General features: G+C 31.5%; 23 protein-coding genes. 11 read left to right on the top strand and 12 right to left on the bottom strand.

Annotated features, from left to right (window positions below; all coding sequences use genetic code 11):
- Positions 1-13: 13 nt before the first annotated feature.
- Both lepA and HA145_RS02180 read right to left on the bottom strand, forming a co-directional pair.
- Positions 14-1,822, bottom strand: coding sequence for a translation elongation factor 4 (gene lepA / locus HA145_RS02185; RefSeq protein ID WP_079331120.1), 1,809 nt, complete (start codon positions 1,820-1,822; stop codon positions 14-16).
- A 56-nt stretch (positions 1,823-1,878) separates the two neighbouring features.
- Positions 1,879-3,375, bottom strand: a complete 1,497-nt coding sequence (locus HA145_RS02180) for a malate:quinone oxidoreductase (protein ID WP_209127653.1) — start codon at positions 3,373-3,375, stop codon at positions 1,879-1,881.
- Positions 3,376-3,445: 70 nt separating this feature from the next.
- Here HA145_RS02180 and HA145_RS02175 point away from each other — a divergent pair, with 70 nt between their 5' ends.
- Positions 3,446-3,691: a NifU family protein gene (locus HA145_RS02175; protein WP_002805305.1), complete on the top strand. Its 246-nt coding sequence runs from the start codon at positions 3,446-3,448 to the stop codon at positions 3,689-3,691.
- A 22-nt stretch (positions 3,692-3,713) separates the two neighbouring features.
- On the opposite strand, the gene HA145_RS02170 is transcribed toward HA145_RS02175, so the two are convergent.
- The gene (locus HA145_RS02170; protein WP_209127652.1) at positions 3,714-3,971 is read right to left on the bottom strand and encodes a hypothetical protein; all 258 of its coding nucleotides are present in this window, start codon (positions 3,969-3,971) and stop codon (positions 3,714-3,716) included.
- Positions 3,972-4,226: 255 nt separating this feature from the next.
- On the opposite strand from HA145_RS02170, the gene HA145_RS02165 reads away from it, so the two are divergent.
- From HA145_RS02165 to HA145_RS02155, 3 genes are all read left to right on the top strand, one after another.
- The gene (locus HA145_RS02165; RefSeq protein ID WP_187151245.1) at positions 4,227-4,400 is read left to right on the top strand and encodes a DUF4278 domain-containing protein; all 174 of its coding nucleotides are present in this window, start codon (positions 4,227-4,229) and stop codon (positions 4,398-4,400) included.
- Positions 4,401-4,478: 78 nt separating this feature from the next.
- The gene (locus tag HA145_RS02160) at positions 4,479-5,273 is read left to right on the top strand and encodes a methyltransferase domain-containing protein (protein WP_209127651.1); all 795 of its coding nucleotides are present in this window, start codon (positions 4,479-4,481) and stop codon (positions 5,271-5,273) included.
- Between the two features lie 20 nt (positions 5,274-5,293).
- Positions 5,294-6,475 carry an aminotransferase class V-fold PLP-dependent enzyme gene (locus HA145_RS02155; RefSeq protein ID WP_209127650.1) on the top strand — a complete coding sequence of 394 codons (1,182 nt, stop codon included), beginning with the start codon at positions 5,294-5,296 and terminating at the stop codon, positions 6,473-6,475.
- Here the strand turns inward: HA145_RS02155 and HA145_RS02150 are convergent.
- The 4 genes from HA145_RS02150 to yidD all read right to left on the bottom strand — a co-directional run bounded on the left by HA145_RS02150 (position 6,458) and on the right by yidD (position 9,332).
- Positions 6,458-7,162: an SDR family NAD(P)-dependent oxidoreductase gene (locus HA145_RS02150; protein WP_209127649.1), complete on the bottom strand. Its 705-nt coding sequence runs from the start codon at positions 7,160-7,162 to the stop codon at positions 6,458-6,460. The two genes, HA145_RS02155 and HA145_RS02150, sit on opposite strands and share 18 nt — an antisense overlap.
- A gap of 81 nt (positions 7,163-7,243) precedes the next feature.
- On the bottom strand, positions 7,244-8,779 hold the full coding sequence (locus tag HA145_RS02145) for a UDP-N-acetylmuramoyl-L-alanyl-D-glutamate--2,6-diaminopimelate ligase (protein ID WP_209127648.1): 1,536 nt from the start codon (positions 8,777-8,779) through the stop codon (positions 7,244-7,246).
- Positions 8,780-8,788: 9 nt separating this feature from the next.
- A complete protein-coding gene (locus HA145_RS02140) occupies positions 8,789-9,091 on the bottom strand; it encodes a glutaredoxin family protein (protein WP_011375968.1) in 303 nt (100 codons plus the stop codon).
- A gap of 4 nt (positions 9,092-9,095) precedes the next feature.
- Complete coding sequence (gene yidD, locus HA145_RS02135; RefSeq protein ID WP_025922190.1) at positions 9,096-9,332, bottom strand: membrane protein insertion efficiency factor YidD; 237 nt, start codon at positions 9,330-9,332, stop codon at positions 9,096-9,098.
- Between the two features lie 95 nt (positions 9,333-9,427).
- On the opposite strand from yidD, the gene rpsD reads away from it, so the two are divergent.
- From rpsD to cysK, 4 genes are all read left to right on the top strand, one after another.
- On the top strand, positions 9,428-10,036 hold the full coding sequence (gene rpsD / locus HA145_RS02130; RefSeq protein WP_011817920.1) for a 30S ribosomal protein S4: 609 nt from the start codon (positions 9,428-9,430) through the stop codon (positions 10,034-10,036).
- Positions 10,037-10,116: 80 nt separating this feature from the next.
- The gene (locus HA145_RS02125) at positions 10,117-11,280 is read left to right on the top strand and encodes a trans-sulfuration enzyme family protein (protein WP_209127647.1); all 1,164 of its coding nucleotides are present in this window, start codon (positions 10,117-10,119) and stop codon (positions 11,278-11,280) included.
- A 3-nt stretch (positions 11,281-11,283) separates the two neighbouring features.
- Entirely contained in the window at positions 11,284-12,753 is a 1,470-nt protein-coding gene (locus HA145_RS02120; RefSeq protein WP_209127646.1) for a PLP-dependent transferase, read from the top strand.
- A gap of 84 nt (positions 12,754-12,837) precedes the next feature.
- Positions 12,838-13,824, top strand: coding sequence for a cysteine synthase A (cysK, locus tag HA145_RS02115; protein ID WP_002805805.1), 987 nt, complete (start codon positions 12,838-12,840; stop codon positions 13,822-13,824).
- Between the two features lie 2 nt (positions 13,825-13,826).
- On the opposite strand, the gene queA is transcribed toward cysK, so the two are convergent.
- The 5 genes from queA to lipB all read right to left on the bottom strand — a co-directional run bounded on the left by queA (position 13,827) and on the right by lipB (position 19,647).
- The gene (queA, locus tag HA145_RS02110; RefSeq protein ID WP_209127645.1) at positions 13,827-14,951 is read right to left on the bottom strand and encodes a tRNA preQ1(34) S-adenosylmethionine ribosyltransferase-isomerase QueA; all 1,125 of its coding nucleotides are present in this window, start codon (positions 14,949-14,951) and stop codon (positions 13,827-13,829) included.
- 6 nt (positions 14,952-14,957) lie between these two features.
- Positions 14,958-16,325 carry a dihydrolipoamide acetyltransferase family protein gene (locus HA145_RS02105; RefSeq protein ID WP_209127644.1) on the bottom strand — a complete coding sequence of 456 codons (1,368 nt, stop codon included), beginning with the start codon at positions 16,323-16,325 and terminating at the stop codon, positions 14,958-14,960.
- Positions 16,326-16,543: 218 nt separating this feature from the next.
- Entirely contained in the window at positions 16,544-16,987 is a 444-nt protein-coding gene (locus HA145_RS02100; RefSeq protein ID WP_025880659.1) for a YlqD family protein, read from the bottom strand.
- A gap of 38 nt (positions 16,988-17,025) precedes the next feature.
- Positions 17,026-18,969: an AMP-binding protein gene (locus tag HA145_RS02095; protein WP_209127643.1), complete on the bottom strand. Its 1,944-nt coding sequence runs from the start codon at positions 18,967-18,969 to the stop codon at positions 17,026-17,028.
- Positions 18,970-18,996: 27 nt separating this feature from the next.
- On the bottom strand, positions 18,997-19,647 hold the full coding sequence (lipB, locus tag HA145_RS02090) for a lipoyl(octanoyl) transferase LipB (RefSeq protein ID WP_209127642.1): 651 nt from the start codon (positions 19,645-19,647) through the stop codon (positions 18,997-18,999).
- A gap of 44 nt (positions 19,648-19,691) precedes the next feature.
- Here lipB and hpf point away from each other — a divergent pair, with 44 nt between their 5' ends.
- Genes hpf through recO form a run of 3 tightly spaced genes read left to right on the top strand, consistent with a single transcriptional unit; the run spans position 19,692 to position 21,735 of the window.
- Positions 19,692-20,276, top strand: coding sequence for a ribosome hibernation-promoting factor, HPF/YfiA family (gene hpf, locus HA145_RS02085; protein WP_209127641.1), 585 nt, complete (start codon positions 19,692-19,694; stop codon positions 20,274-20,276).
- A 7-nt stretch (positions 20,277-20,283) separates the two neighbouring features.
- Positions 20,284-20,949: a 2-deoxyribose-5-phosphate aldolase gene (locus tag HA145_RS02080; protein WP_209127640.1), complete on the top strand. Its 666-nt coding sequence runs from the start codon at positions 20,284-20,286 to the stop codon at positions 20,947-20,949.
- Positions 20,950-21,735, top strand: a complete 786-nt coding sequence (gene recO / locus HA145_RS02075) for a DNA repair protein RecO (RefSeq protein ID WP_209127639.1) — start codon at positions 20,950-20,952, stop codon at positions 21,733-21,735. It begins immediately after the preceding gene.
- Positions 21,736-21,746 lie beyond the last annotated feature (11 nt).

Below are 21,746 nucleotides of genomic sequence, written 5' to 3'. Positions count from 1 at the left end.
AAATTTTAAGAAATTACTGATTTAATTTCAGGACTGCCATAAAAGCTTCTTGAGGGACTTCAACTTTACCCATTGCCTTCATCCTTTTTTTACCTTTAGCTTGTTTCTTTAAAAGTTTCTTTTTCCTAGAAATATCTCCTCCATAACATTTAGATAAAACATCTTTTCGTAAAGCACTTATACTTTCACTTGCAATAATTCTGCTACCGATTGAAGCTTGAATAGGTATTTTAAATTGTTGTTTTGGAATAAGCTCTTTTAATTTCTCAACTAAACTTCTGCCAATTCCATAAGCCTTATCTTTATGAACAATCGAAGTTAATGGATCTGCTCTTTCTGAATTTATTAGAACATCTAATCTAACAAGGTCATTCTTTCTATAGCCAATCAAGTGATATTCCATTGATGCATAACCTTGGGTCCTACTTTTCATTTGATCAAAGAAATCTGTAACTACTTCTGCTAATGGAATTTCATAAATCAAAGTAACTCGATCTGTTGTTATATATTTCATATCTATGAATACTCCCCTTCTTTCCTGACATAAACCCATTAATGTTCCATTAAATTCATTGGGTGCATAAATTTCCATTTTCACATAAGGCTCTTCTATTGATTCTCTAAGTTGTGGATCAGGAATTGTAGAGGGATTATCAATAAAGATATGTTCTTGCTGATTTAAATTAACCTTATAAATAACTGATGGTGCCGTTACGATTAGATCCAAGTCATATTCTCTTTCTAATCTTTCTTGAACAATCTCCATATGAAGAAGTCCTAGGAATCCGCACCTAAATCCGAAGCCCATTGCGCTACTGGTTTCGGGCTCATATTTTAAAGCTGCATCAGATAATTGTAATTTTTCTAGTGATACTCTTAAATCTGGGAATTGATCAGCATCAGTCGGGAATAAGCCACAAAAAACCATAGGATTTGCTGTCTTATAACCAGGCAAAGGATCATTGGCAGGTGAATTTAAAAGAGTAATCGTATCTCCCACTCTCGCATCAGCAACTGATTTTATAGAAGCAGCTAAATAACCAACTTCTCCTGCATGTAATTCATCAACTTGCTGCTGATCAGGCGCCATTATTCCTATCTCATCTAGTTCATAATTTTTCTTACTTGCCATTAATAATATTTTTTCTCTCTTATTAAGAGACCCAGATATTACCCTGAAATAAACAATAACTCCCCTGTACGGATCATAATAAGAATCAAAAATGAGTGCCTTTGTAGGTAGTTTAATTTCATCTTGAGGAGGAGGTACTCTTCTTACGATTGCTTCCAAAATATCTTTAATACCAATTCCAGTTTTTGCTGAACAATTTATAGCATTAGATGTATCAAGTCCAATAATTTCCTCTATTTCTTGTTTTATTTTTTCAGCATCAGCACCTGGTAAATCAACTTTATTTAAAACAGGAATAATTTCAAGATTATTTTCTAAGGCAAGATAAACATTAGCTAAGGTTTGAGCTTCTACTCCTTGACTTGCATCAACAACGAGTAAAGCGCCTTCACAAGCTTGAAGTGATCTACTAACCTCATAAGAGAAATCAACATGCCCTGGAGTATCTATTAAGTTCAAAACATATTCTTGAGAATCGTCAGCTTTATATTTCATCCTAGCGGCTTGTAACTTGATAGTAATTCCTCTCTCTCTTTCAAGATCCATGCTGTCCAAAAATTGTTCTTGCATATCCCTTTGCTGCACAGTACCAGTATCTTGGAGCAACCTATCTGCAAGGGTAGATTTACCATGGTCAATATGAGCGATTATGCAGAAATTTCTAATTTTTGAAACCGATATATCAGTCATATAGTAAAGAAAAATTCTCCTCTTATTACATCTTGATTAATACTAGCTAATTAGAATTATGGATGGAAACCAAAAATGGAATTATTTCTTTTTTTGATGTCTTTTATGAAGGTACTGTTATTTTCAGAGTCCGATATTCCTGGATAGATTAAGTCATTTATTTTTTTCTGAAGATTATGCTTGTCGTTTAAAAATAAGACAGATTTTTCTAGAACCTTAACCATAATTGAGACCGCAGTACTTGCTCCGGGAGATGCCCCTAACAAAGCAGATAATGATCCATCAGATGAATTCACAATCTCAGTTCCAAATTTCAAAGAACCACCGGCTTCAGTTTTTTTAATTATTTGGACTCTTTGACCAGCATTCTTTAAATACCAATCAGACGAATTAGCTGATGGCATCATATTCTTTAAATTTTCAACTCTTGAGTTATGGTTCTTTAATGATTGTGATATTAAGTAATTAATTAAATCATTATTCTTGAAACCAACGTCTAACATAGAAAAAATATTATTCTTTTTAATTGAACTAAATAAGTCAAAGTATGAACTTTGCTTTAAAAATTTTGTTGTAAATCCAGCAAAAGGTCCATATAAAAGAAGTTTTTTATTATCAATCCATCTGGTATCTAAATGAGGAACAGACATTGGTGGCGATCCAATATCAGCTTTACCATAAACTTTTGAGTTATGTTTTTCTGTTAGATCTTTTTTCTCGCAAATAAGCCATTTCCCACTAACAGGAAATCCACCATAACTTTTTGCTTCTGGAATTTTTGATTTTTGTAAATAATTAATTGTTTTTCCACCAGCGCCAAGAAAAACATAGCCTGTTCTAATTGAAGATTTTCTACCTTCTGAACTAATTTCTATTTCCCATTGTTTTTTATCAATTTTCTTTAAATCTACTAATTCTGTTTTATATCTAATTTCAACATTTTTGTTTAAAGAAACTAATGACAAATACTCTTTAGTTAAAGCCTCAAAATTAATATCAGTTCCTCTACCTATTCTGGTAGCAGCAATATTAGTAGATGGATTTCTATCTTTTGTTATTAGAGGAGCCCATGATGAAATTTCATCAAAAGATGTAGAAAATTCCATATCGATGAATTCAGGATTTTCGGTCATTTTCTGAAATCTTTTTTTTAAAAAAGAAATATTATCCTGGCCAGACACAAAGCTAATATGAGGAATAAATTTTAGAAACTTCTTAATATCAATTTTCCCTACTTCATACAATGAAGCCCACAATGACATAGATGTTTCAAAAGAACGATTTATTGAGAGCGCTTTATCTATTTTTAGATTTCCTTTTTCGTCTAAAGGGGTATAGTTTAATTCGCAATTAGCCGCATGTCCTGTACCTGCATTATTAAAAGCGCCAGTACTTTCACTTCCTGGAGCATTTAATTTTTCTATAATAAGAAATTTTTTATCTGGTAAAACTTCTGAAATTAGGAGGGCTAAAGTACTACTCATTATCCCAGCTCCTACTAAGACTGCATCAAAGTAGCTATTTTCATTAGTGGGATTTTTAGATGAAGTCACAACAGAAAATTATCTTTTTTGCAATTAATCAGATTTCTTTCTAGGCTTATTATAAAGTTAATCCAAAATTATGAGTACTGAAACACTCTCGCTGACAAACGAAAATGTAGAAAAAGTCCTTGACGAGCTAAGACCTTTTTTAATTTCTGATGGAGGTAATGTAGAGATTGCAGAAATAGATGGTCCAATTGTCAAAGTCAGACTTCAAGGAGCATGTGGTAGTTGCCCAAGTAGTACTATGACTCTAAAAATGGGTATTGAAAGAAAGTTAAAAGAAATGATTCCTGAAATAAGCGAAGTTGTCCAGGTTTTATAAAAATTTTTAACTGAAAGATATACTACTTAGTTTTTAATTCCTTCAACAAAGATGATTCCATATCAAGGCAATCAGTTGGAAGTCCTTGCCCAATAGCAATTAAAAGAGGTGCAAGAATTCCTAGAGTAAAAACTAAATTTGATTGGCTTACATCATATTTACTCAAAGTAAAAGTTATCAAATAGATAATTGAAAAATACGCATGTAGTGAAAAAAATTCTTTTGGCTTTAGGACTGGCCACCTTAAAGTATTTCCCAAGAAATATAAAAAACCGGTCATAGAAAAATAGTTATATGAAGATTAAACCAAATATAAACATAATCCTTTTTAGAGACTATTTATAAAAAAATTTACCTAAGATAATAATTAAAAAAATATTAAATCTTCGTTTCTATTTGTAAAAGCTAGACATGCAGTTAAAAATAGGTTTATAATAATTTGGTAGCAATAGCTACTTTTTCGTTCACCCTCATTTGAGGGCGCAGTTCGAGTCATACCATGGAACGGGGGATGGCCGTGTTGTCACATCGAAACATGACTACTTTAACTTACAGAGGTAAAAACTACGTTCAAAACAAAGAAGCTGCTAAAAAGCAACTTATTGAACTTACCTACAGAAGAAACGTATACACCAACAGAATGGATGACGCTTCTTCAAGTAATGAAAAAGCAGAATTAAATTACAGAGGTGTTAATTACACTAAATAATTTAATTAAACAAATTAAAAGCCCCTTTTTCAGGGGCTTTTTTTTTGGCTATATTTATCAGGAGTCCCTTTAAAAAATATGTCTGAAAGTTGCTGTAATACAAACACATCTAATAAAGCATCTGATCAATTCGATCATAAAGATGCGATTCAAGAAAGATATGGTTCAGCCGCACTAGAAAAAGAAAGTTGTCTTTGTACACCGGTTGGGTTTAATCCCGTTTTACTTGAAGCAATTCCTCAAGAGGTTATAGAAAGAGACTATGGATGTGGTGATCCAACAAAATATGTTCAAAAAAATGATATAGTCTTAGATCTTGGAAGTGGTAGCGGAAAAAATGCTTTTATTTGTGCCCAAATTGTTGGGAAAGAAGGGAAAGTTATTGGAGTTGATCAGAATCCTGATATGCTTTCTTTATCTAGATCAGCCTCTAAAGAAGTTACAAAAAATATAGGTTTCAACAATACAGAATTTCTAGAAGGTTCAATCGAGAAACTTGATGAATTAGATAAAGATTTAAATCCATTAATCGCTGACAAATTAGTTGATATTATTTTAAGTAATTGCGTTTTAAACTTGGTAAGTCCAGAATCTAGAAATAACCTTCTAAGAAATATAAAAAGAGTTTTAAAAGATAATGGAAGAATTGCAATTAGCGATATTGTTTCTAACAAAAAAGTTCCTTTAAGATTGCAAAATGATCATGACCTATGGACAGGATGTATTAGTGGAGCATGGTATGAACCAGACTTTATAAGTGACTTTAAAGAACTAGGATTTAAAAATTTAGAATTTGCAGAAAGGAGTGCTGAACCTTGGAAAGTAATTGAGGATATTGAATTTAGGACAGTAACTTTAGTGGGCAATATTTAAAAATATAATTTAAATTTTCCATGAGAAATAATCTAAGAGATCAAATACCCGCATTAAAAAATAAGTATTATTTCAACTATGGCGGTCAAGGACCATTACCAAAATCTTCTCTAGAAGCAATAGTTAAAACTTGGGAAATTATCCAAGATTTAGGACCATTTACCAATGATATTTGGCCTTTTATTTACAAAGAAATATTAACCACAAAAAGAATCATTGCACAAAAATTAGGTGTCAATTCAAAGAATATAGCTTTAACCGAGAATATATCTTCTGGTATGATTTTGCCCTTTTGGGGAATAAAAGTAGAAGAGGGAGAAGAGTTGTTAATAAGTGACTGTGAACATCCTGGAGTAGTAGCTGCTAGTAGAGAATTTTGCAGAAGAAATAAATTAATATTCAAAATTTTACCAATCCAAAAAATTAAAAATCTAAACGATGAAAATATAATTTTAGAGATTTTAAAAAATCTAAATAGTAAGACTAAGATCCTAATTATTTCTCATATTTTATGGAACTTTGGATATAAAATACCTTTAAAACAAATTTCTATCGAATTAAAAAATAATCGAGAAAACTCTTATCTACTTGTTGATGGTGCTCAAACCTTTGGGCACATAAATATTGAAGAAGAAGTTTTTTATTCTGATTTATATTCAATAACTTCTCATAAATGGGCATGTGGTCCAGAAGGACTTGGAGCTATTTATGTCTCAGATAGATTTATTCATGAAACAGATCCAACAATAATTGGTTGGAAATCATTAAAAAAAGAACAAGGAATTTATGAGCATTCAGATAATCTTTTTCATGATGACGCAAGGAAGTTTGAAGTAGCTACATCTTGCATTCCTTTACTTGCAGGGCTTCGTAATTCTATAGATCTTTTGGATAAAGACTGCCATGAAAAAGAAAAAAGCGAACATATCAAAAGATTAAGTGAGAAACTTTGGGATGAATTAAATCAATTAAAAGGAGTTGAATTAGTTTTAGAAAAAAAGTACTTAAATGGGATAGTTAGTTTTAATATCGAAAATATTAAAGATAAGGATAAATTTGTAAATAAACTTGGAGAAAAGAAAATTTGGATTAGAGTTTTAGAAGATCCAAAATGGTTTAGAGCATGCGTACATCAAATGACTACAGAAGCTGAGATTAATTTACTTTCTGAAGAAATTAAAAAATTACCAGGGTATTTCTGAGCTATCCCAAGCAATAAATTTTCCAGTAGATTTTGGGGATTGATTTTTAATAATATTGATCAAAAATTGGGAGGATTTTTCTTTACTAAATAATTTATGTTCTGGAACAAATTTGTGAAAAGGTCTAGATAAATCAGTATCTACTGTTCCTGGATGAAGCAATGTGATAGTAGCCTTTGGGAAACGTCTAGCCCATTCAATACTTAAAGATTTAAAAAACTGATTTTGCGCAGATTTTGCAGCTCTATATGAATACCAACCTCCAGTTTGATTATCTCCAATGCTACCAACTCTTGCACTTATACTTGCAAAATTAAAATCCAAATCTTTTGGTATAAATTCTTCAATCGCTTTAGCTAATAAAATAGGAGAAAAGGCGTTTATTGAAAAACTTTCCATCATATTTTTTTTATCAAGATGTTGTAATCTTTTTTCCGGTTGAAGAGAATCACTATGAAGTCTACCTGTAGCATTAACAACTAGCCTTAATTTTGAAGGCTTATTTGATATTTTATTTTTCAACTGCAAAAGGGATTGTGAATCCTCTATATCTAATTCCCAAAAAGAATTAAATTCACTTTTTCTTCCGCACAAAACAACTTCTAAATCTTTTTCACTTTCACTCAGATCTTTAGCTATTTGGGTTCCAATTCCACCTGCGCCTACAACTAAGGCTAAGCCTTTCATTTTATTAAAAATAACTTAATCAATTCTAAGAAACTTTTCTTGTGATTTGCGTAAAGATCTTTCTTATTTGATTAGGAAATTTTATTGAGATTTTCTTTTTTCTTTTAATAATTTATAAGCTATTTTTCTATCATCAAAATTAATAACTTTATCATTGAGAATTTGGTAGTCTTCATGTCCTTTTCCTGCAATTAAAACAATATCTTCTTTATTGGCAAATTTAATAGATTTATTTATTGCTTTAAATCTATCAATCTCAATTGTTATTTTTTCTCTTTTTTTTATACCCATCAAAATATCATTTACTATCTTTTGGGGTTCTTCTGATCTTGGATTATCTGAAGTTATAAAAAGTTGATCAGAAAACTCTTCAGCTATTGATCCCATTAAAGGCCTTTTACCAAGATCTCGATCTCCTCCACAGCCAAAAACAGTAATGAGTTTTCCCTTACAAAGTTTTTTAATTGATTGCAAAACTTTTTTCAATCCATCAGGCGTGTGGGCATAATCAACAATTACTGTTGGAAGTGATCTTGAAACGTCATCATTATCAATTTCTATTTTCTCCATTCGCCCAGGGGCGCCAGGGAAAGATCGTATTAACTTTGATAGATCTTTTAAAGAAAAATTAAGTTTATACAAAATTGTTATTGCTTGAATCGCATTCATTAAATTAAATTCTCCAACAAGTGGAACAAAAAGTTGAATTTTTTCCTTAGGTGTATGAAAAATGCAGGTTGAGCCATTTTCAGTAAATTTTTTATCTGTTACGAAAAAAAAATCATGATTTTTAAATTCACTTTTAGTAATCTTTGTAGACACTAATGAAGATCTTTTTTCAAGATCAGACGATAATTTAGATATCCAAGGGTCATCGTGATTTAATACAGAAATTCCATCCCTTTCTATTAAATAAGGTGGGAAAAACAATTTTCTTTTTGTTTGAAAATAAGATTCCATATCTGAGTGATAATCAAGATGATCTTGAGTTAAATTAGTAAAAATAGCAGCCTCAAATTCGCATCCTGATATCCTCTTTTGAGCAATAGAATGAGAACTTACCTCTAATATCGCGAATTCAGATTCTGCCTCAACAGCAGCATTTAATTTCTTTTGAAGTTTATCGGCGAAATCAGTTGTATGAGAAGCCACTTCTGAGAAGCCAGGCCATCTATTAAACAAGGTCCCGAATAATGCTGTCTTTTTCCCTAATTTTTTTAAAAGATATTCCAATAAGAAAGTAATTGTCGTTTTTCCATTAGTACCAGTAACACCAATAAGTTTAAGTTTTCTTGAAGGCCTATTCCAAAACTCAGCTACAATTTGACCAAAAATATAATCTAAATTATCCTCAATAACCAAAATCCTTTCTCGATCAATAGATCCAATTTTCTCTTTTGCAGCAGAGCCAATAATGGCAGCCTCCGCGCCATTTTCAATTGCCTCAATACAAAATTTTCCTCCATCAACATTTAAACCAGGCATTCCTAAAAATAAAGTTCCTTTTTGTACTTCTTTAGAGTTAAAAGAAATATTATTGATTTCTTGATCGATAAGATTTGATGAAGGAATAATTCCTACCAAATCTAAAAGTTTAAATAATTTTATAGATCTCATATAAAAAAATTATTTCTCCAAAATGGTACTAATATTTTTTTGAAACCAATTCTTTAATTGATCATCTTTTAATCTTGGAGAAATGCGAGGCAATTCTATGATCTCCTCGGACCTAATTCTTTCAACAGCAATAACAGGTACTTCATAATCATATTTTTTATATTTATCTTTATATAAATCGACCCTATCAATATCAATTTCTTTAAGCTCTTCTAGATTAGGGAATAACTCATTAAGATTTATTTTTGCCAGTTTGTTTTTTAATGAATCACAAAGGCAACATCCCTGCCTAACAAAAATAAATATTTTCATTCATTTAGTCAGGCACAGGGTCACATCCACAGGGAGTTAAAGGATGACATCTGCTTAATCTTTTTAAAGTTAACCACCCTCCCTTCCAAGGACCATGTCTAGTAATTGCCTCATATCCATAAGAGCTGCAACTTGGAATAAATCTGCATCTTGGTCCAAAAAAAGGAGAAAACCACTTTTGATAAAACGAAATCATAAAAAGAAGTATAGAAGTAATTGATTTATTAATAGTTTTGAACACTTTAATGATGTAAAATAATATTTCCAGTAGTAATTAGTTTAATTGAATTTAATCAATTATCCAAATTATTGCAATTTTCTATTTAATTTAAAATTATGTCAAGATACCGCGGCCCCAGATTAAGGGTTACGCGTCGCTTGGGAGAACTACCAGGTCTCACCAGGAAAGCTTCAAAGAAGTCTAATCCTCCAGGTCAGCACGGCCAAGCCCGTCGCAAGCGATCAGAATATGCAATTCGTCTAGAAGAAAAGCAGAAACTTAGGTTTAATTATGGAGTTTCTGAAAAACAACTAGTACGTTATGTAAAAAAAGCTAGAGCTCAAGAAGGATCTACAGGTACTAACCTACTAAGACTTTTAGAAAACAGACTTGATAATGTTTGTTTTAGATTAGGTTTTGGAGGTACCATTCCAGGCTCAAGACAATTAGTAAATCATGGCCATGTAACCGTTAATGGGAAGGTTCTTGATATTGCTGGTTATCAATGCAAATCAGGCGATGTAATCGGAATTAAAGAAAACAAAGCAAGCAAAAAACTTGTAGAAGGTAATATAGAATTCCCTGGCTTAGCAAATGTCCCACCTCATCTTGATTTAGACAAGCCTAAATTAACGGGAAAAATAAATGGGAAATGCGATAGAGAGTGGGTGGCTCTTGAAATAAACGAACTACTAGTTGTTGAATATTATTCAAGAAAAGTTTAATACTACTTTTCTTTGGATTATTAAATCTCTCATTTTTAAAAGAGAGATTTAATTTAATTTAATTCTTATTTTTAAAAATAATGGGAAATAAGGAAAATAATATAAAAAAGCCAGGTTTTAAGACCTTATCTATTCACCATGGGGAAACATTTGCTGAAGAAACTGGATGCGTTATGCCTCCTATTTTTTCTACATCTACTTTCAAACATGGAAATAAAGATAATTTCGACTACACCAGATCAGGCAATCCAAACTTTAGAATTCTAGAAAACATCCTTAAATCAATAGAAGATTCTAAATACTGTACAGTTTTTGGATCTGGAATTAGTGCGGTAACTGCAATTTCATCAACACTAAAATCAGGTGACAAGATACTCTGCGAGTCAAATCTCTATGGTTGTACAGTGAGGATGTTCGAAAAAGTTTTCAAGAAATTTGGACTAGAAGTTTTATACACAGATTTTACAAACGAAAATAATATCAAAAAAATTTCAAACTTCAAGCCAACCTTGATATGGCTTGAAAGTCCAACTAATCCACTTTTGAAGGTACTTGATATTAAGGCGATTTGTGATGAAGCGAATAAACTACAAATCCCAGTAGTTGTGGACAATACCTTTTCTACGGCACTTATTCAAAAACCATTAGACCTTGGTGCAACACTATCACTCGTAAGCACAACAAAATTCATTAATGGACATAGTGATGCACTTGGTGGAGCAGTACTGACAAATAATGAGGTATGGAATAGCAAGATGCTTTTCTCTCAAAAAGCTCTAGGGCTTCAACCATCTCCTTTTGATAGTTGGCTCATTACGAGAGGAGTAAAAACTCTTCCTTTAAGAATCGAACAACAAACGCAAAGTGCAAAATTAATTTCTGAAGAATTAGAGAATCATAAAATAATTAGTCAAGTAATTTATCCTTTTAATCAAAAACATCCGCAATTTAATTTAGCAAAATCGCAAATGAGATCTGGAGGTTCGATGATCACCCTAAAATTAAATTTAAATAAGGAAGATACTTTTAAATTTTGCAAATCTCTCAAATATTTCTCACTAGCAGAAAGCCTTGGAGGAGTTGAAAGTTTAATTTGTCACCCAGCAACAATGACTCATGCCTCTGTTGATGAAAAAACAAAAAATCTTCTTGGGATAGATGATGCTCTTGTCAGATTATCAATTGGATGTGAAGATACAAACGATTTAATCTCAGACATTTTATTTGCTTTGAATAAATTCTGAAAATTGAGAGATTTACTTAAAAACCCTATATGGAAAAATTTAGAGTTGGGACATGCAATCCCTGATAGTATTCATGCCGTTTCTGTAGCATTACCAACTTGGAATGATGTAAAAAATTACGAGGAAAAAAATAAAGAATGTATGAATTTATTAAAGTCCATATACCCAAGGTTCGGGCTAAACCCCATCGTGAAAAGATTATGCGAAAAAATAAAAAAGGATAATTACTACATCAATAAAAGTATCTGGCCATATTCGAATGAAAGCATAGCTTTTAAAGCAAAAAAATACATTGATAGAAATACTTCTGAACAATTTTCATTAATAGAAAAAAGAGATAATTTAGCTTTTTTAATAACTGAAAAAGAAGGAAGTATTTATGCAAAATCTTTTTGGCAACATACTGGTCTTGGTATATCTTCAAGAGCTGCTGCTATAGAACTCGGTCTTGAAGATTGCCCTCCAAAATCGTACGTAAATGAATGTTCTCAAAGAATAAAAAATAGAATTTCTAAATCTACAAAAATTAACTCTAATAATATTCACTTAACTTCATCTGGAATGTCTGCATTGCATACATCATTAGAAATCATATATAAATTATTTCCAGCTAAACCAACACTCCAAATTGGTTTTCCATATGTAGATGTACTTAAATTACCAATGAATATCTTTCATGGAGCCAAGTTAATTACAGAAGAAAATTGCGAGGATATTGAATTAGAAATCAAAAGAATAAATCCATCAGCATTAATTATTGAACTACCGAGTAATCCAATGCTCAAATGTGTAAATATTAAAAAAATTTCAAAAATAGCAAAAAAGTTAAATATTCCCTTAATTGTTGACGATACAATTGGTTCAAATTTAAATATAAATTCCCTAGAACATGCAGATATAGTTTTTACTTCACTTACAAAAATTTTTTCAGGTAGTGGTGATATTCTTGCCGGATCATTAATACTAAATCCAAAAAGTAAATGGATTGATCAGTTTAGAAATGCATTAAACGAGATTAATATTCCAATACTTTCCGATGGAGATACAGTTTATCTAGAGAAAGTTAGTAGAGATGTCAATCAAAGAGTTTTTGAACAAAATAAAGCATGTTTAAAATTAAAAAAAAGATTAGAGACCCATAGCGAGATTAAAAATATTTTCCATCCTGAAAATTGTCCAAATTTTAATTCTTTACTTACTTCTGATGGAGGATACGGCTGCTTATTATCGTTTGAATTAAATGGAGGATTGAACAAAGCTAAGAAATTTTATGATTCTCTAAAAGTATCTAAAGGACCTAGTTTAGGTACAAAATTTACTCTAGTTTGTCCTTATGTTTTACTGGCTCATTATGACGAGTTAGATTGGGCTGAAAGTTTTGGTATACCCTCGCACCTTATTAGAGTATCAGTTGGATTAGAAGACCAAGATCAATTATGGAAAACCTTTTCTGAAGCACTAAATAATTTCTAAATTCCTAGTATTTACCGTATAGAAACTTATATACTCTTTTTCTGAATAATAGTTAGTATTAATATATATTTTCTCAATATATAAATGGCAAAAATTTATGAGGACAACAGTTTTGCTATTGGAAACACTCCATTAGTAAAATTAAAATCAGTTACTAAAAACGCGAAAGCTACAGTACTTGCAAAAATTGAAGGTAGAAACCCTGCTTACAGTGTCAAATGTAGGATTGGCGCAAACATGATCTGGGATGCAGAGAAAAGTGGGAAGCTTACAAAAGACAAAACTATTGTTGAGCCAACTTCTGGAAATACAGGAATTGCTCTAGCTTTTACTGCTTCAGCAAGAGGTTATAAACTGATCCTTACAATGCCAGAATCCATGTCAATTGAAAGAAGAAGGGTTATGGCAGTGTTGGGTGCTGAAATTGTTTTAACAGAGGCATCTAAAGGTATGCCTGGAGCAATAGCTAAGGCTAAAGAAATTGCAGAAAGTAATCCTTCTCAATATTTCATGCCAGGTCAATTTGATAATCCAGCAAACCCTGAAATTCATTTCAAAACTACTGGACCAGAAATCTGGGATGATTGCGATGGTGAAATTGATGTTTTAGTTGCAGGGGTTGGAACTGGCGGCACAATTACAGGAGTTTCAAGATACATTAAGCAAGAGAAGGGCAAGAATATTACTTCTGTAGCTGTAGAACCATCACACAGTCCTGTTATTACACAGACAATGAATGGAGAAGAGGTTAAATCTGGACCACATAAAATCCAAGGAATTGGAGCAGGATTTATTCCTAAGAACCTTGACTTATCAATTGTTGATAAGGTCGAACAAGTAACTAATGACGAATCAATTGAGATGGCTCTTAGGTTAGCTAAAGAGGAAGGTCTATTAGTAGGAATATCTTGTGGGGCTGCCGCTGCTGCTGCTGTTAGATTAGCTGAACAAGATGAGTATGCTGGGAAGACAATTGTAGTTGTTCTACCTGATTTAGCAGAGAGGTATTTATCATCAATTATGTTTACTGAAGTTCCAAGCGGAATCATTCAAGAACCAGTCAAAGCCTAAATCTATTTTTTCTCCAGTATTGAATCTGGTGAAATATACATTGCATCGCCATAAGAGAAGAATCTAAATTTTTCTTTTATGGCTTTCTTATACAGATCTAATAATCTTTCTCTACCAATCATTGCACTTACTAAAAGTAATAATGAACTTTTAGGGAGATGAAAATTAGTTAATAATCCATCAACTACCTTAAATTTATAACCTGGCTTAATTACTAAATCTACGTATTTAGCTATGGGAATAAAGTCATTAATTTCGTGAGAATAACAACTTTCAAGAGCTCTTACGCTAGTTGTACCAATAGCAATTATTTTTCTATCTGTTTTCTTTATTCTTTTTATTTCCTCCACTACTTCCTTATTAACACTTACCCATTCTTTGTGAAGTTTTAAGTTACTTAAATCTTCTTGATCAATTGGTTTGAATGTTCCATAACCCACGTGCAAAGTTATCGGTAAGATTATTACGCCTTTTTTTTTTAGATTGGAAATAAGACTTTTGCTTAAGTGTAAACCAGCTGTTGGTGCAGCAACTGCCCCCGGATTTGTTGCATACTCAGTTTGATAACTTTTCTCATGAAAAGATTCTTCTTCGGAATTTTTTATATAAGGAGGAAGAGGGATTTCCCCATATTTATCAAGAAGTTCATTCATTGAATTGAGACAAGTTATATTTCCAGGAAATTTAATAAATCTCCCTCCAGTTTCTTCATCAACTCCATCAACAATTAAATAAATATCTTGTGCTATTGGAGATTTTAATTTTAATTTTCTATTTATTTTTAACTTTTTTGCTGGCTTTGCCAAACATAACCAAACACATTCATGGGATCTTTCTAAAACTAATAATTCGACTAATGTCTTATTTTCTAATTCAACCTTTAACCTAGCTTTCATAACTTTAGTATTATTTACAATTACAAGATCCCCTTCTCTAAATTCATCTAAAAGATTCTTGGTAAATTTATTAGTTAAACAGTCTTCTTCTAAAAAACTATTTCTAACTATCATCAATCTTGATTCATGCCTAATTGCAGAAGGTTTACTAGCAATTAATGAAGGATCAAGTAAATAATCATAAGCTTCAAGCTTATAATCTCTTTCTTCATTATTAATTTGAGAAATCAATTAAATTTAGGAGACAAGAGTCTCTGGCTCATCTTCAATTAGGGAAGCCAAGTCTTTTAAGAATGAAGCTCCATCAGCTCCATATATCACTCTATGATCAGCTGTTAGATTTACTTGCATTATTTTTTTTACAGATATTGAACCATCACTATTAGCAACAACGGTTGGTTTCGATGATGCTATAGCTAAAATAGCACCGGTACCTGGAGGAAGAATTGCGTCAAATCTATCAACTCCAAACATCCCAAGGTTAGATAAAGTGAAGGTTCCCGTTGAGTATTCATCAGGTTCTAATTGTTTTGATCTTGATCTTTTTACGAGATCTTTCCATTCCCTAGACAATTCAAATAAATCAGTATTGCATGGTTCTTTTAAAACTGGAGTTATTAGTCCACCATCTTCCATCGCAACAGCAACAGCAATATTTATATTTTCTGGATAAGAAATTCCATTCTCTGAAAAACTTGAATTAACTTGAGGATGTTTCTTTAGTGTCTTTGCAACTGCCTTTACTAGTAAAGCAGTCATAGTAACTCCGTTCTGTTTTACTTTTTTGTAGAAATTATCTAATTTATCTGTGTTAATGGAATAACCCACCCTAAAACATGGCACATCTAAACTAGATTCCATATTTTTATTTACCGCTTTTTGAAGAGTATTAAATTGAACTGTTTCTCCGGGATTACCAAAACTATTTCCTGAAGTTTCTGGCTTACTTTCAACTCCCAAATTTGCACCAGGTATACTTGCAGGAGAACCACCTTCACCTATCCATGGTATAGAGACTGGTTGGCCATTAGCTTTTAAAATATCATCGGCTTGAATCCTTCCGTGAGGTCCGGATCCATGAACCTTTGCTAAATCAACACCCATTTGAGAGGCAAGTTTTTTAGCTCTTGGAGATGCAATCACCCTCGAAGAAACATTGCTCGTAGCAGCATTTATTTGATCACTATTAAAAGATGAGGCTGCCTTTTCACTCATTAATACGACTTCTTTTTCTTGTTTTTCAACAATTTCACTTTGAACCAGAGGTTTTTCTTTAGTTTTATTGCTTACCAATTCAAGTTGATCCGAACTAGAAACTTCGGGTTGATTTCCTTTATTTTGTTCTTGAACAGAAGCTATCTCATCCTCATTTTCTACAATAAGACCGATAGTCTCTCCTACTGGTGCAGTGCTGCCAGCAGGCATTAAAACAGCCGCAAGATATCCATCTTGAAAAGATTCAACATCCATATCTGCTTTGTCAGATTCAACAACCAAGACAGATTCACCTCTTTCAACTTTATCTCCTGGATTTTTCAACCATTCCACAATCTTGCCCTCCGTCATAGTAGAACTCAAGGCAGGCATGAATATTTCGTGAGACATAAGAAAATTGTTATTGCATAAGTTTCAAGGGATTTCTACCAAACTTCCTAAAGTTTTTATGGTTAAGAAGCCTTTAAACTCTTGTTTTAATTATACGAAATCATGTTCACAGTGGGAACTCTTAAAACTTAAGAAAGTAATAATTTAGATCGATTAGAATTTAAAACTTTTCGAAATTAAGATTTACTTATATTTATCAAAAATACTAAATCTTCTCTTTAATTATTATCTATAGATTGAATAACTCCATCCTTTACCGTAATCGATACTTGCATTTTTTCAATAAGATTGTCTCCCACAGTGACATCACAGAAACTATCCACTTGCCCTTGATCAACAATTTCGTCCATTTTTAATTCGCGAACTTGACTCTGTTGTTGTAAGAGATTTCTTTTTTGTTCTTCAATTTCATTTCGTTTTGCTGCGACTTGTTGTTGCACCTGACTAACCTGTTCTTGAACCCTTGGATCTAGGGGATTAACCGATTGGGATCTAATATTGTTTACTATTTGCTGCCCCTCTTGCTCCAGTTGCGATAATTGCTGATCAATGTTTGAAATTGCTTTACTTAATTCTTTTTCAGCATCTTCCTTCCAAGTTGGTGTAACTACAGCTTTAATAGCTATTGAGCGCTTTATAGATATTGAGTTTTTTGTTTCCATAAAAAATTAAATTACCTTTTCAATATAGATAGAACAAATCAAATTTTCTTACTAAATTTGTTTTCATACATATTTTCTATTTGTAATGAATACTTTTTTTCTATTTCTTTTCTTTTTTGTTTAAGAGTTTGTGTTAATAACCCATTTTCTAGAGTAAAGGCATCAACAAAATAACAATCTAATATTTGTTCTTCTGATCTTGCTCCTAATCGACTTTTAAGCAAATTATTAATTTGTGATTTGAAAAATGTACCAATTTTCTTATTCAGGTTTAATTTTGAAAGGTCTTCTTCCAAAAACTTGCTTTTAACCAATTCGACATTAGGAACTACAAGGGCTGTTAAACATTTCTTATCTTGTCCTACTAATTGAATCTGATTAATAAATTCAGAACTAAGAATTTCAGTCTCTAGCGGATTCGGTTCTATATTTTCACCACTTGATAACACTATTGTATCCTTGGCTCTTCCTGTTATAAAGAGAGAGCCATTTGGTATTAGAAAACCTAAATCACCAGTATCAAACCAACCATCCTTGGATAAAACATCATTTGTAGCAATTTCATTATTAAGATAACCTTTCATTACTTGCGGCCCCCTAACAAGAATTTTCCCGACTTCTCTGAACTTCAGAATCTTTTTCTTATCATCATTCACTATTTTGATTTCAGTAAATGAAAGAGGCTGCCCAGATGATCCTCTAACATTTAATTCTCTTCTCCTACAAGTTAATACTGGACTAGTTTCTGTGAGTCCATATCCCACCAAAACATCTACACCTAAAGATTCAAAAAAAAGATCTACATGTTCTGGCAATGCACCTCCACCGTTAATGGGAAATTTCAGTTTTTCTCCGCATAGTTGTCTTAGAATATTCGGCCATAAAAAAATAGTAGACAATTTATGTAAAGGATATCGGCTAATAACAGAACCCAGTAAGGGGATTTTTGATTTAAAAGTTATTTGATTTATATCTATATTTCTTATCTTTCTAAGACTTCTTTTGAAAACCGAACTATTACTTATTAAAAACTTAATAAGTTTTTGCTTTTTGGAAGGCATTTTTTTCAACGCCTGAAAAAAACCATCATGTATTGCTTCCCATAGTCTCGGTACAGTAGCCATGACAACAGGTTTTACTTGAGTAATATCATCTTTAAGAAATTTTGGAATTGTATAGTATTGAGAACAACCGCATGAAAAAAAGAAGTATTCAGCACTCCTCTCATAAGAATGCCAGATAGGCAAAACGCTTAATACAGAGGTCCCTGGTTCTGGATCAGCGATATAGGCTAAATTGATTATTTGATGTAAAAAATTTGCGTGAGTCAAAGGCACACCTTTAGGTTTTCCTGTTGTCCCAGAAGTATAAAGAATAGTAGCGACGTCATCTATTTCTGGATTAAATTTTTCAAGATTATTATTTTGTGAATTTTCTTTTTCTGCTGAACTTATAAATTTACTCCAACTTATTAAACTTTCAAATTGTTCATCTTCTAAACTGATTATAAATTTCAGTCTTTTTTTTAATTCTTCTTTGTTGTTTAACTTTAGCCAAATCTCCTTAGATTGAACTATTAGACCTACTGAATTAGAGTGCTCAATAATATAGTCTAATTCTACTGAAGGAGAATTAATACCTCTCACTGCATTTATAGCCCCTAGACGCATTAAGCCTTGATCAACTACTAGCCATCTTGGAGAATTTTCAGATATTACAGTAACTACATCCCCCTTTGCTAAACCATAATTTTTAAAAGAAAAAGAGACTTTTGTTATTAAATCAGCTAGCTCAGAATAAGAAAATTTTTCTTTGTATTTCCCTCTTAAATCGCAAACAGCTAAAGTATCACCACATTTAAATTTTAATTTTTCCCAAATTTGATCTATATGATCAAGGTTCTTAATAAAATCTCTATTTTTAGCAAATTTATCTTTTTTAGAAAAAAGTTTGGCTGAAGACCAGTATGCTAAATCACTCATATCAAATTTATTTTGAAATTTTAATTTCTATTTTGATACAAAATCAAAATTAAATTCTTCCTGAATGATTTTTTTAACAATTCTCTTGACTTCTTGAATATTTAAATTTTTGTTGTAGTCAATCATATTTGCCATAAGACAATTTTCTATCCCGCAAGGAACAATTTTATTAAAGTTTTCTAATTCGCAGTCAATATTGATTGAAAATCCATTTATTGTTATCCATCTTTTACAACCAATTCCAATTGAAGCAATTTTCTTGTTTCCTATCCAAACACCAGTGAAACCCTCTCTTGAATGACAATTTATATTAAAAGTTCCAAGAATTTTTATAATAATTTCTTCAATTTTTCTCAAATACCAATTTAAATCTTTATTAAAATTTTTCAAATCTAAAACCAAGTAAGTTACTAATTGTCCTGGCATATGACAAGTAACCTCACCACCTCTATTAATCTTAAAAACATCATATTTATCATCATCCAAAGAAAATAGTAAATTATCGTAATTAGATCCTCTACCTAACGTATAACAGAGTTGATGCTCCCCTATCCAAATAAAGTCAGGGTTAGAATTGTCTAAAATCAATGCCTCCTGATATTCTTTTTGTAATTTATAAACATCATTAAAAGAAGAAATATTATCAGGTTGTTTAATTATTGCTGTTCTATTTTCCATATTTAAGTAGATTTAGAAAGTAAGTAAATATTTTTAGATTTGTTATGAAAATTTTAATCCATGGAAAGAATCTTGAGCTCACTGGAGCATTAAAAGAATATACTGAGGCAAAGATAGAAAAAGCAACGCATCACTATAAGGATATCGTTAAAGAAGCTGACATACACCTTTCAATTGAAAAGAACCCAAGAGTCTCGTTCCAAACTGCAGAAGTTACTATTTTTGCAAATGGTACCGTAATTAGAGCTGAAGAAAAAACTGAAAATCTATACTCAAGCATTGATTTAGTTTCAAATAAACTTTGTAGGAAATTACGTAAATATAAAGAAAGAAACAATAAAACAATTCATAATAAACAATTTAAAAATAAAGATTCTTTACCAATTGAAAGTATGGAATCAAGTTTTTTAGATAAAGCTTTATTTGAAGAAGGAACTGAAGCAAGTCTGCCTGAACCATCTATTAAAAATAAATACTTTGAAATGACTCCAATTTCATCAGAAGAAGCAAGAAAACAATTAGATCTAATTGATCATGATTTTTATGTTTTTCGAAATAAAAAAAATAATGAACTTCAAGTTATATATAAAAGGAATCATGGAGGTTATGGACTGATTCAATCTAAATAAGTTTTAAATGCCCAATATTGAATATGAATTAAACGAGAAAATTCATGCGATAATTATTAACCCTTATCTATCCTGGGAAGATTTCTGTGTGAATTGCGATTTGATAAGAAATTACAATATCAAAAATATTTCTACTTCACTAAATTATTTAACTGATCTTAAGAACTGTTTGGGTAATTACAGTGCGGATATAAATATAAACGCACTTATTTCTTACCCTTTAGCAGATTTACCAGTCTCATTTATTGAAGAATTAGTTTGTTTTGCAAAAGATAAGGGTGCAAAAGGAATTGAATATATCCCAAACTTTATAAATTTATCCAAAAGAAATTTAGAAACTTTCGCTACTGAAATTGAGCAGGTTAAATTATCTGGGTTACCAGTTTCAATAATCATAAATAAATCAAAACTAAAAGAAGAAGTTTTTATTAATGCGATAGAAATATGTTTGGAATTAGGAATAAAAAATTTTCAATTCGGGGACGGGTTTGGGTCTCCTCTTACATCTAATGATGTCACCGAAATACTAAAAATAATAGGATCACAAAATCAAATCAAAGTTGTAGGTGGTATAAAAAATCTGACGCAAGTAATTGATTTATTTGATAATGGAGTTAGTTTCGTGGGTACTTCCAATTTTTGTGAAATTTTTGAAGAAGTAAACGTTTATTAAATGTCTGGTTCTGGTGAGTGCAGACTAAAAGGTCTCTGTATTAAAGCTTCTCCATTAGGCGAGAATGATAGATTAATAACTATCCTTACCGATGAGCAAGGGATTGTTAGATTAGCGGCACCTGGTGCTAGGCGTCCTAAAAGTAGTCTTGCCGCAGCTACTCCTTTAACATATTTAAGTCTGCAGATTTTTGGAAAAAGAAATCTTAAATCTGTACGTCAAATTAAAATATTAAAAAGCTATTCTGGCCTAGGTAAAAATATTGAATGTCTTGCAGCCGCGCAAGCAATTACTGAATTAACATTTTTATTAGTAGGTAATAATGACAAGCAACAAGACTATTTATCTTGCGTTCTTGCACATCTTGATAGGATTTATTTATATAAAGAGTCTCAAGAAGAAGATATTAAAATGCTCTCGATGAGTATTCAATCTTTAATCCATCTATTAGCCATCGGGGGTATTAATTTACCAATTCATCATTGTTGCAAAACTGGAGAACCTATAATTCCACCTTTAGGAAATTGGGAATGGAGTTGTTATTATTTACCAAGTGAAGGGTTTTCATCCATAGAAGATCCTCAAAGTAACCTAAAAATAAATGCATCTGAAGTTGCTTTATTACAGAGACTGCTTTTCCCAGAATTACCAATAAAATCTAATGGAGAGTTGTTAGGACCTAAAAAAGTTTGGCTTAAAATATTATTTATTATTGAGACTTGGATCGCTACTCAACTAGAGAAAGATCTATCTTCACTAAAAATGTTGAGAGAAATATATAGTTAGCATTTTCATGA

Origin of the sequence: Prochlorococcus marinus XMU1411 (assembly GCF_017696075.1) — a bacterium.
GTDB classification, from domain to species: domain Bacteria; phylum Cyanobacteriota; class Cyanobacteriia; order PCC-6307; family Cyanobiaceae; genus Prochlorococcus_A; species Prochlorococcus_A marinus_V.
This window is presented reverse-complemented; position numbering and strand designations above follow the sequence as displayed.

Bases quoted from the DNA above. Each gene is read 5' to 3' on its own strand.
- cysK (WP_002805805.1), top strand. From the start codon at position 12,838: ATGGCAAAAATTTATGAGGACAACAGTTTTGCTATTGGAAACACTCCA.
- HA145_RS02175 (WP_002805305.1), top strand. From the start codon at position 3,446: ATGAGTACTGAAACACTCTCGCTGACAAACGAAAATGTAGAAAAAGTC.
- hpf (WP_209127641.1), top strand. From the start codon at position 19,692: ATGAAAATTTTAATCCATGGAAAGAATCTTGAGCTCACTGGAGCATTA.
- lepA (WP_079331120.1), bottom strand. From the start codon at position 1,822: ATGACTGATATATCGGTTTCAAAAATTAGAAATTTCTGCATAATCGCT.
- HA145_RS02160 (WP_209127651.1), top strand. From the start codon at position 4,479: ATGTCTGAAAGTTGCTGTAATACAAACACATCTAATAAAGCATCTGAT.
- HA145_RS02170 (WP_209127652.1), bottom strand. From the start codon at position 3,971: ATGACCGGTTTTTTATATTTCTTGGGAAATACTTTAAGGTGGCCAGTC.
- rpsD (WP_011817920.1), top strand. From the start codon at position 9,428: ATGTCAAGATACCGCGGCCCCAGATTAAGGGTTACGCGTCGCTTGGGA.
- HA145_RS02150 (WP_209127649.1), bottom strand. From the start codon at position 7,162: ATGAAAGGCTTAGCCTTAGTTGTAGGCGCAGGTGGAATTGGAACCCAA.
- HA145_RS02125 (WP_209127647.1), top strand. From the start codon at position 10,117: ATGGGAAATAAGGAAAATAATATAAAAAAGCCAGGTTTTAAGACCTTA.
- HA145_RS02100 (WP_025880659.1), bottom strand. From the start codon at position 16,987: ATGGAAACAAAAAACTCAATATCTATAAAGCGCTCAATAGCTATTAAA.
- HA145_RS02095 (WP_209127643.1), bottom strand. From the start codon at position 18,969: ATGAGTGATTTAGCATACTGGTCTTCAGCCAAACTTTTTTCTAAAAAA.
- HA145_RS02105 (WP_209127644.1), bottom strand. From the start codon at position 16,325: ATGTCTCACGAAATATTCATGCCTGCCTTGAGTTCTACTATGACGGAG.
- HA145_RS02155 (WP_209127650.1), top strand. From the start codon at position 5,294: ATGAGAAATAATCTAAGAGATCAAATACCCGCATTAAAAAATAAGTAT.
- lipB (WP_209127642.1), bottom strand. From the start codon at position 19,647: ATGGAAAATAGAACAGCAATAATTAAACAACCTGATAATATTTCTTCT.
- HA145_RS02140 (WP_011375968.1), bottom strand. From the start codon at position 9,091: ATGAAAATATTTATTTTTGTTAGGCAGGGATGTTGCCTTTGTGATTCA.
- HA145_RS02080 (WP_209127640.1), top strand. From the start codon at position 20,284: ATGCCCAATATTGAATATGAATTAAACGAGAAAATTCATGCGATAATT.
- recO (WP_209127639.1), top strand. From the start codon at position 20,950: ATGTCTGGTTCTGGTGAGTGCAGACTAAAAGGTCTCTGTATTAAAGCT.
- HA145_RS02145 (WP_209127648.1), bottom strand. From the start codon at position 8,779: ATGAGATCTATAAAATTATTTAAACTTTTAGATTTGGTAGGAATTATT.
- HA145_RS02165 (WP_187151245.1), top strand. From the start codon at position 4,227: ATGACTACTTTAACTTACAGAGGTAAAAACTACGTTCAAAACAAAGAA.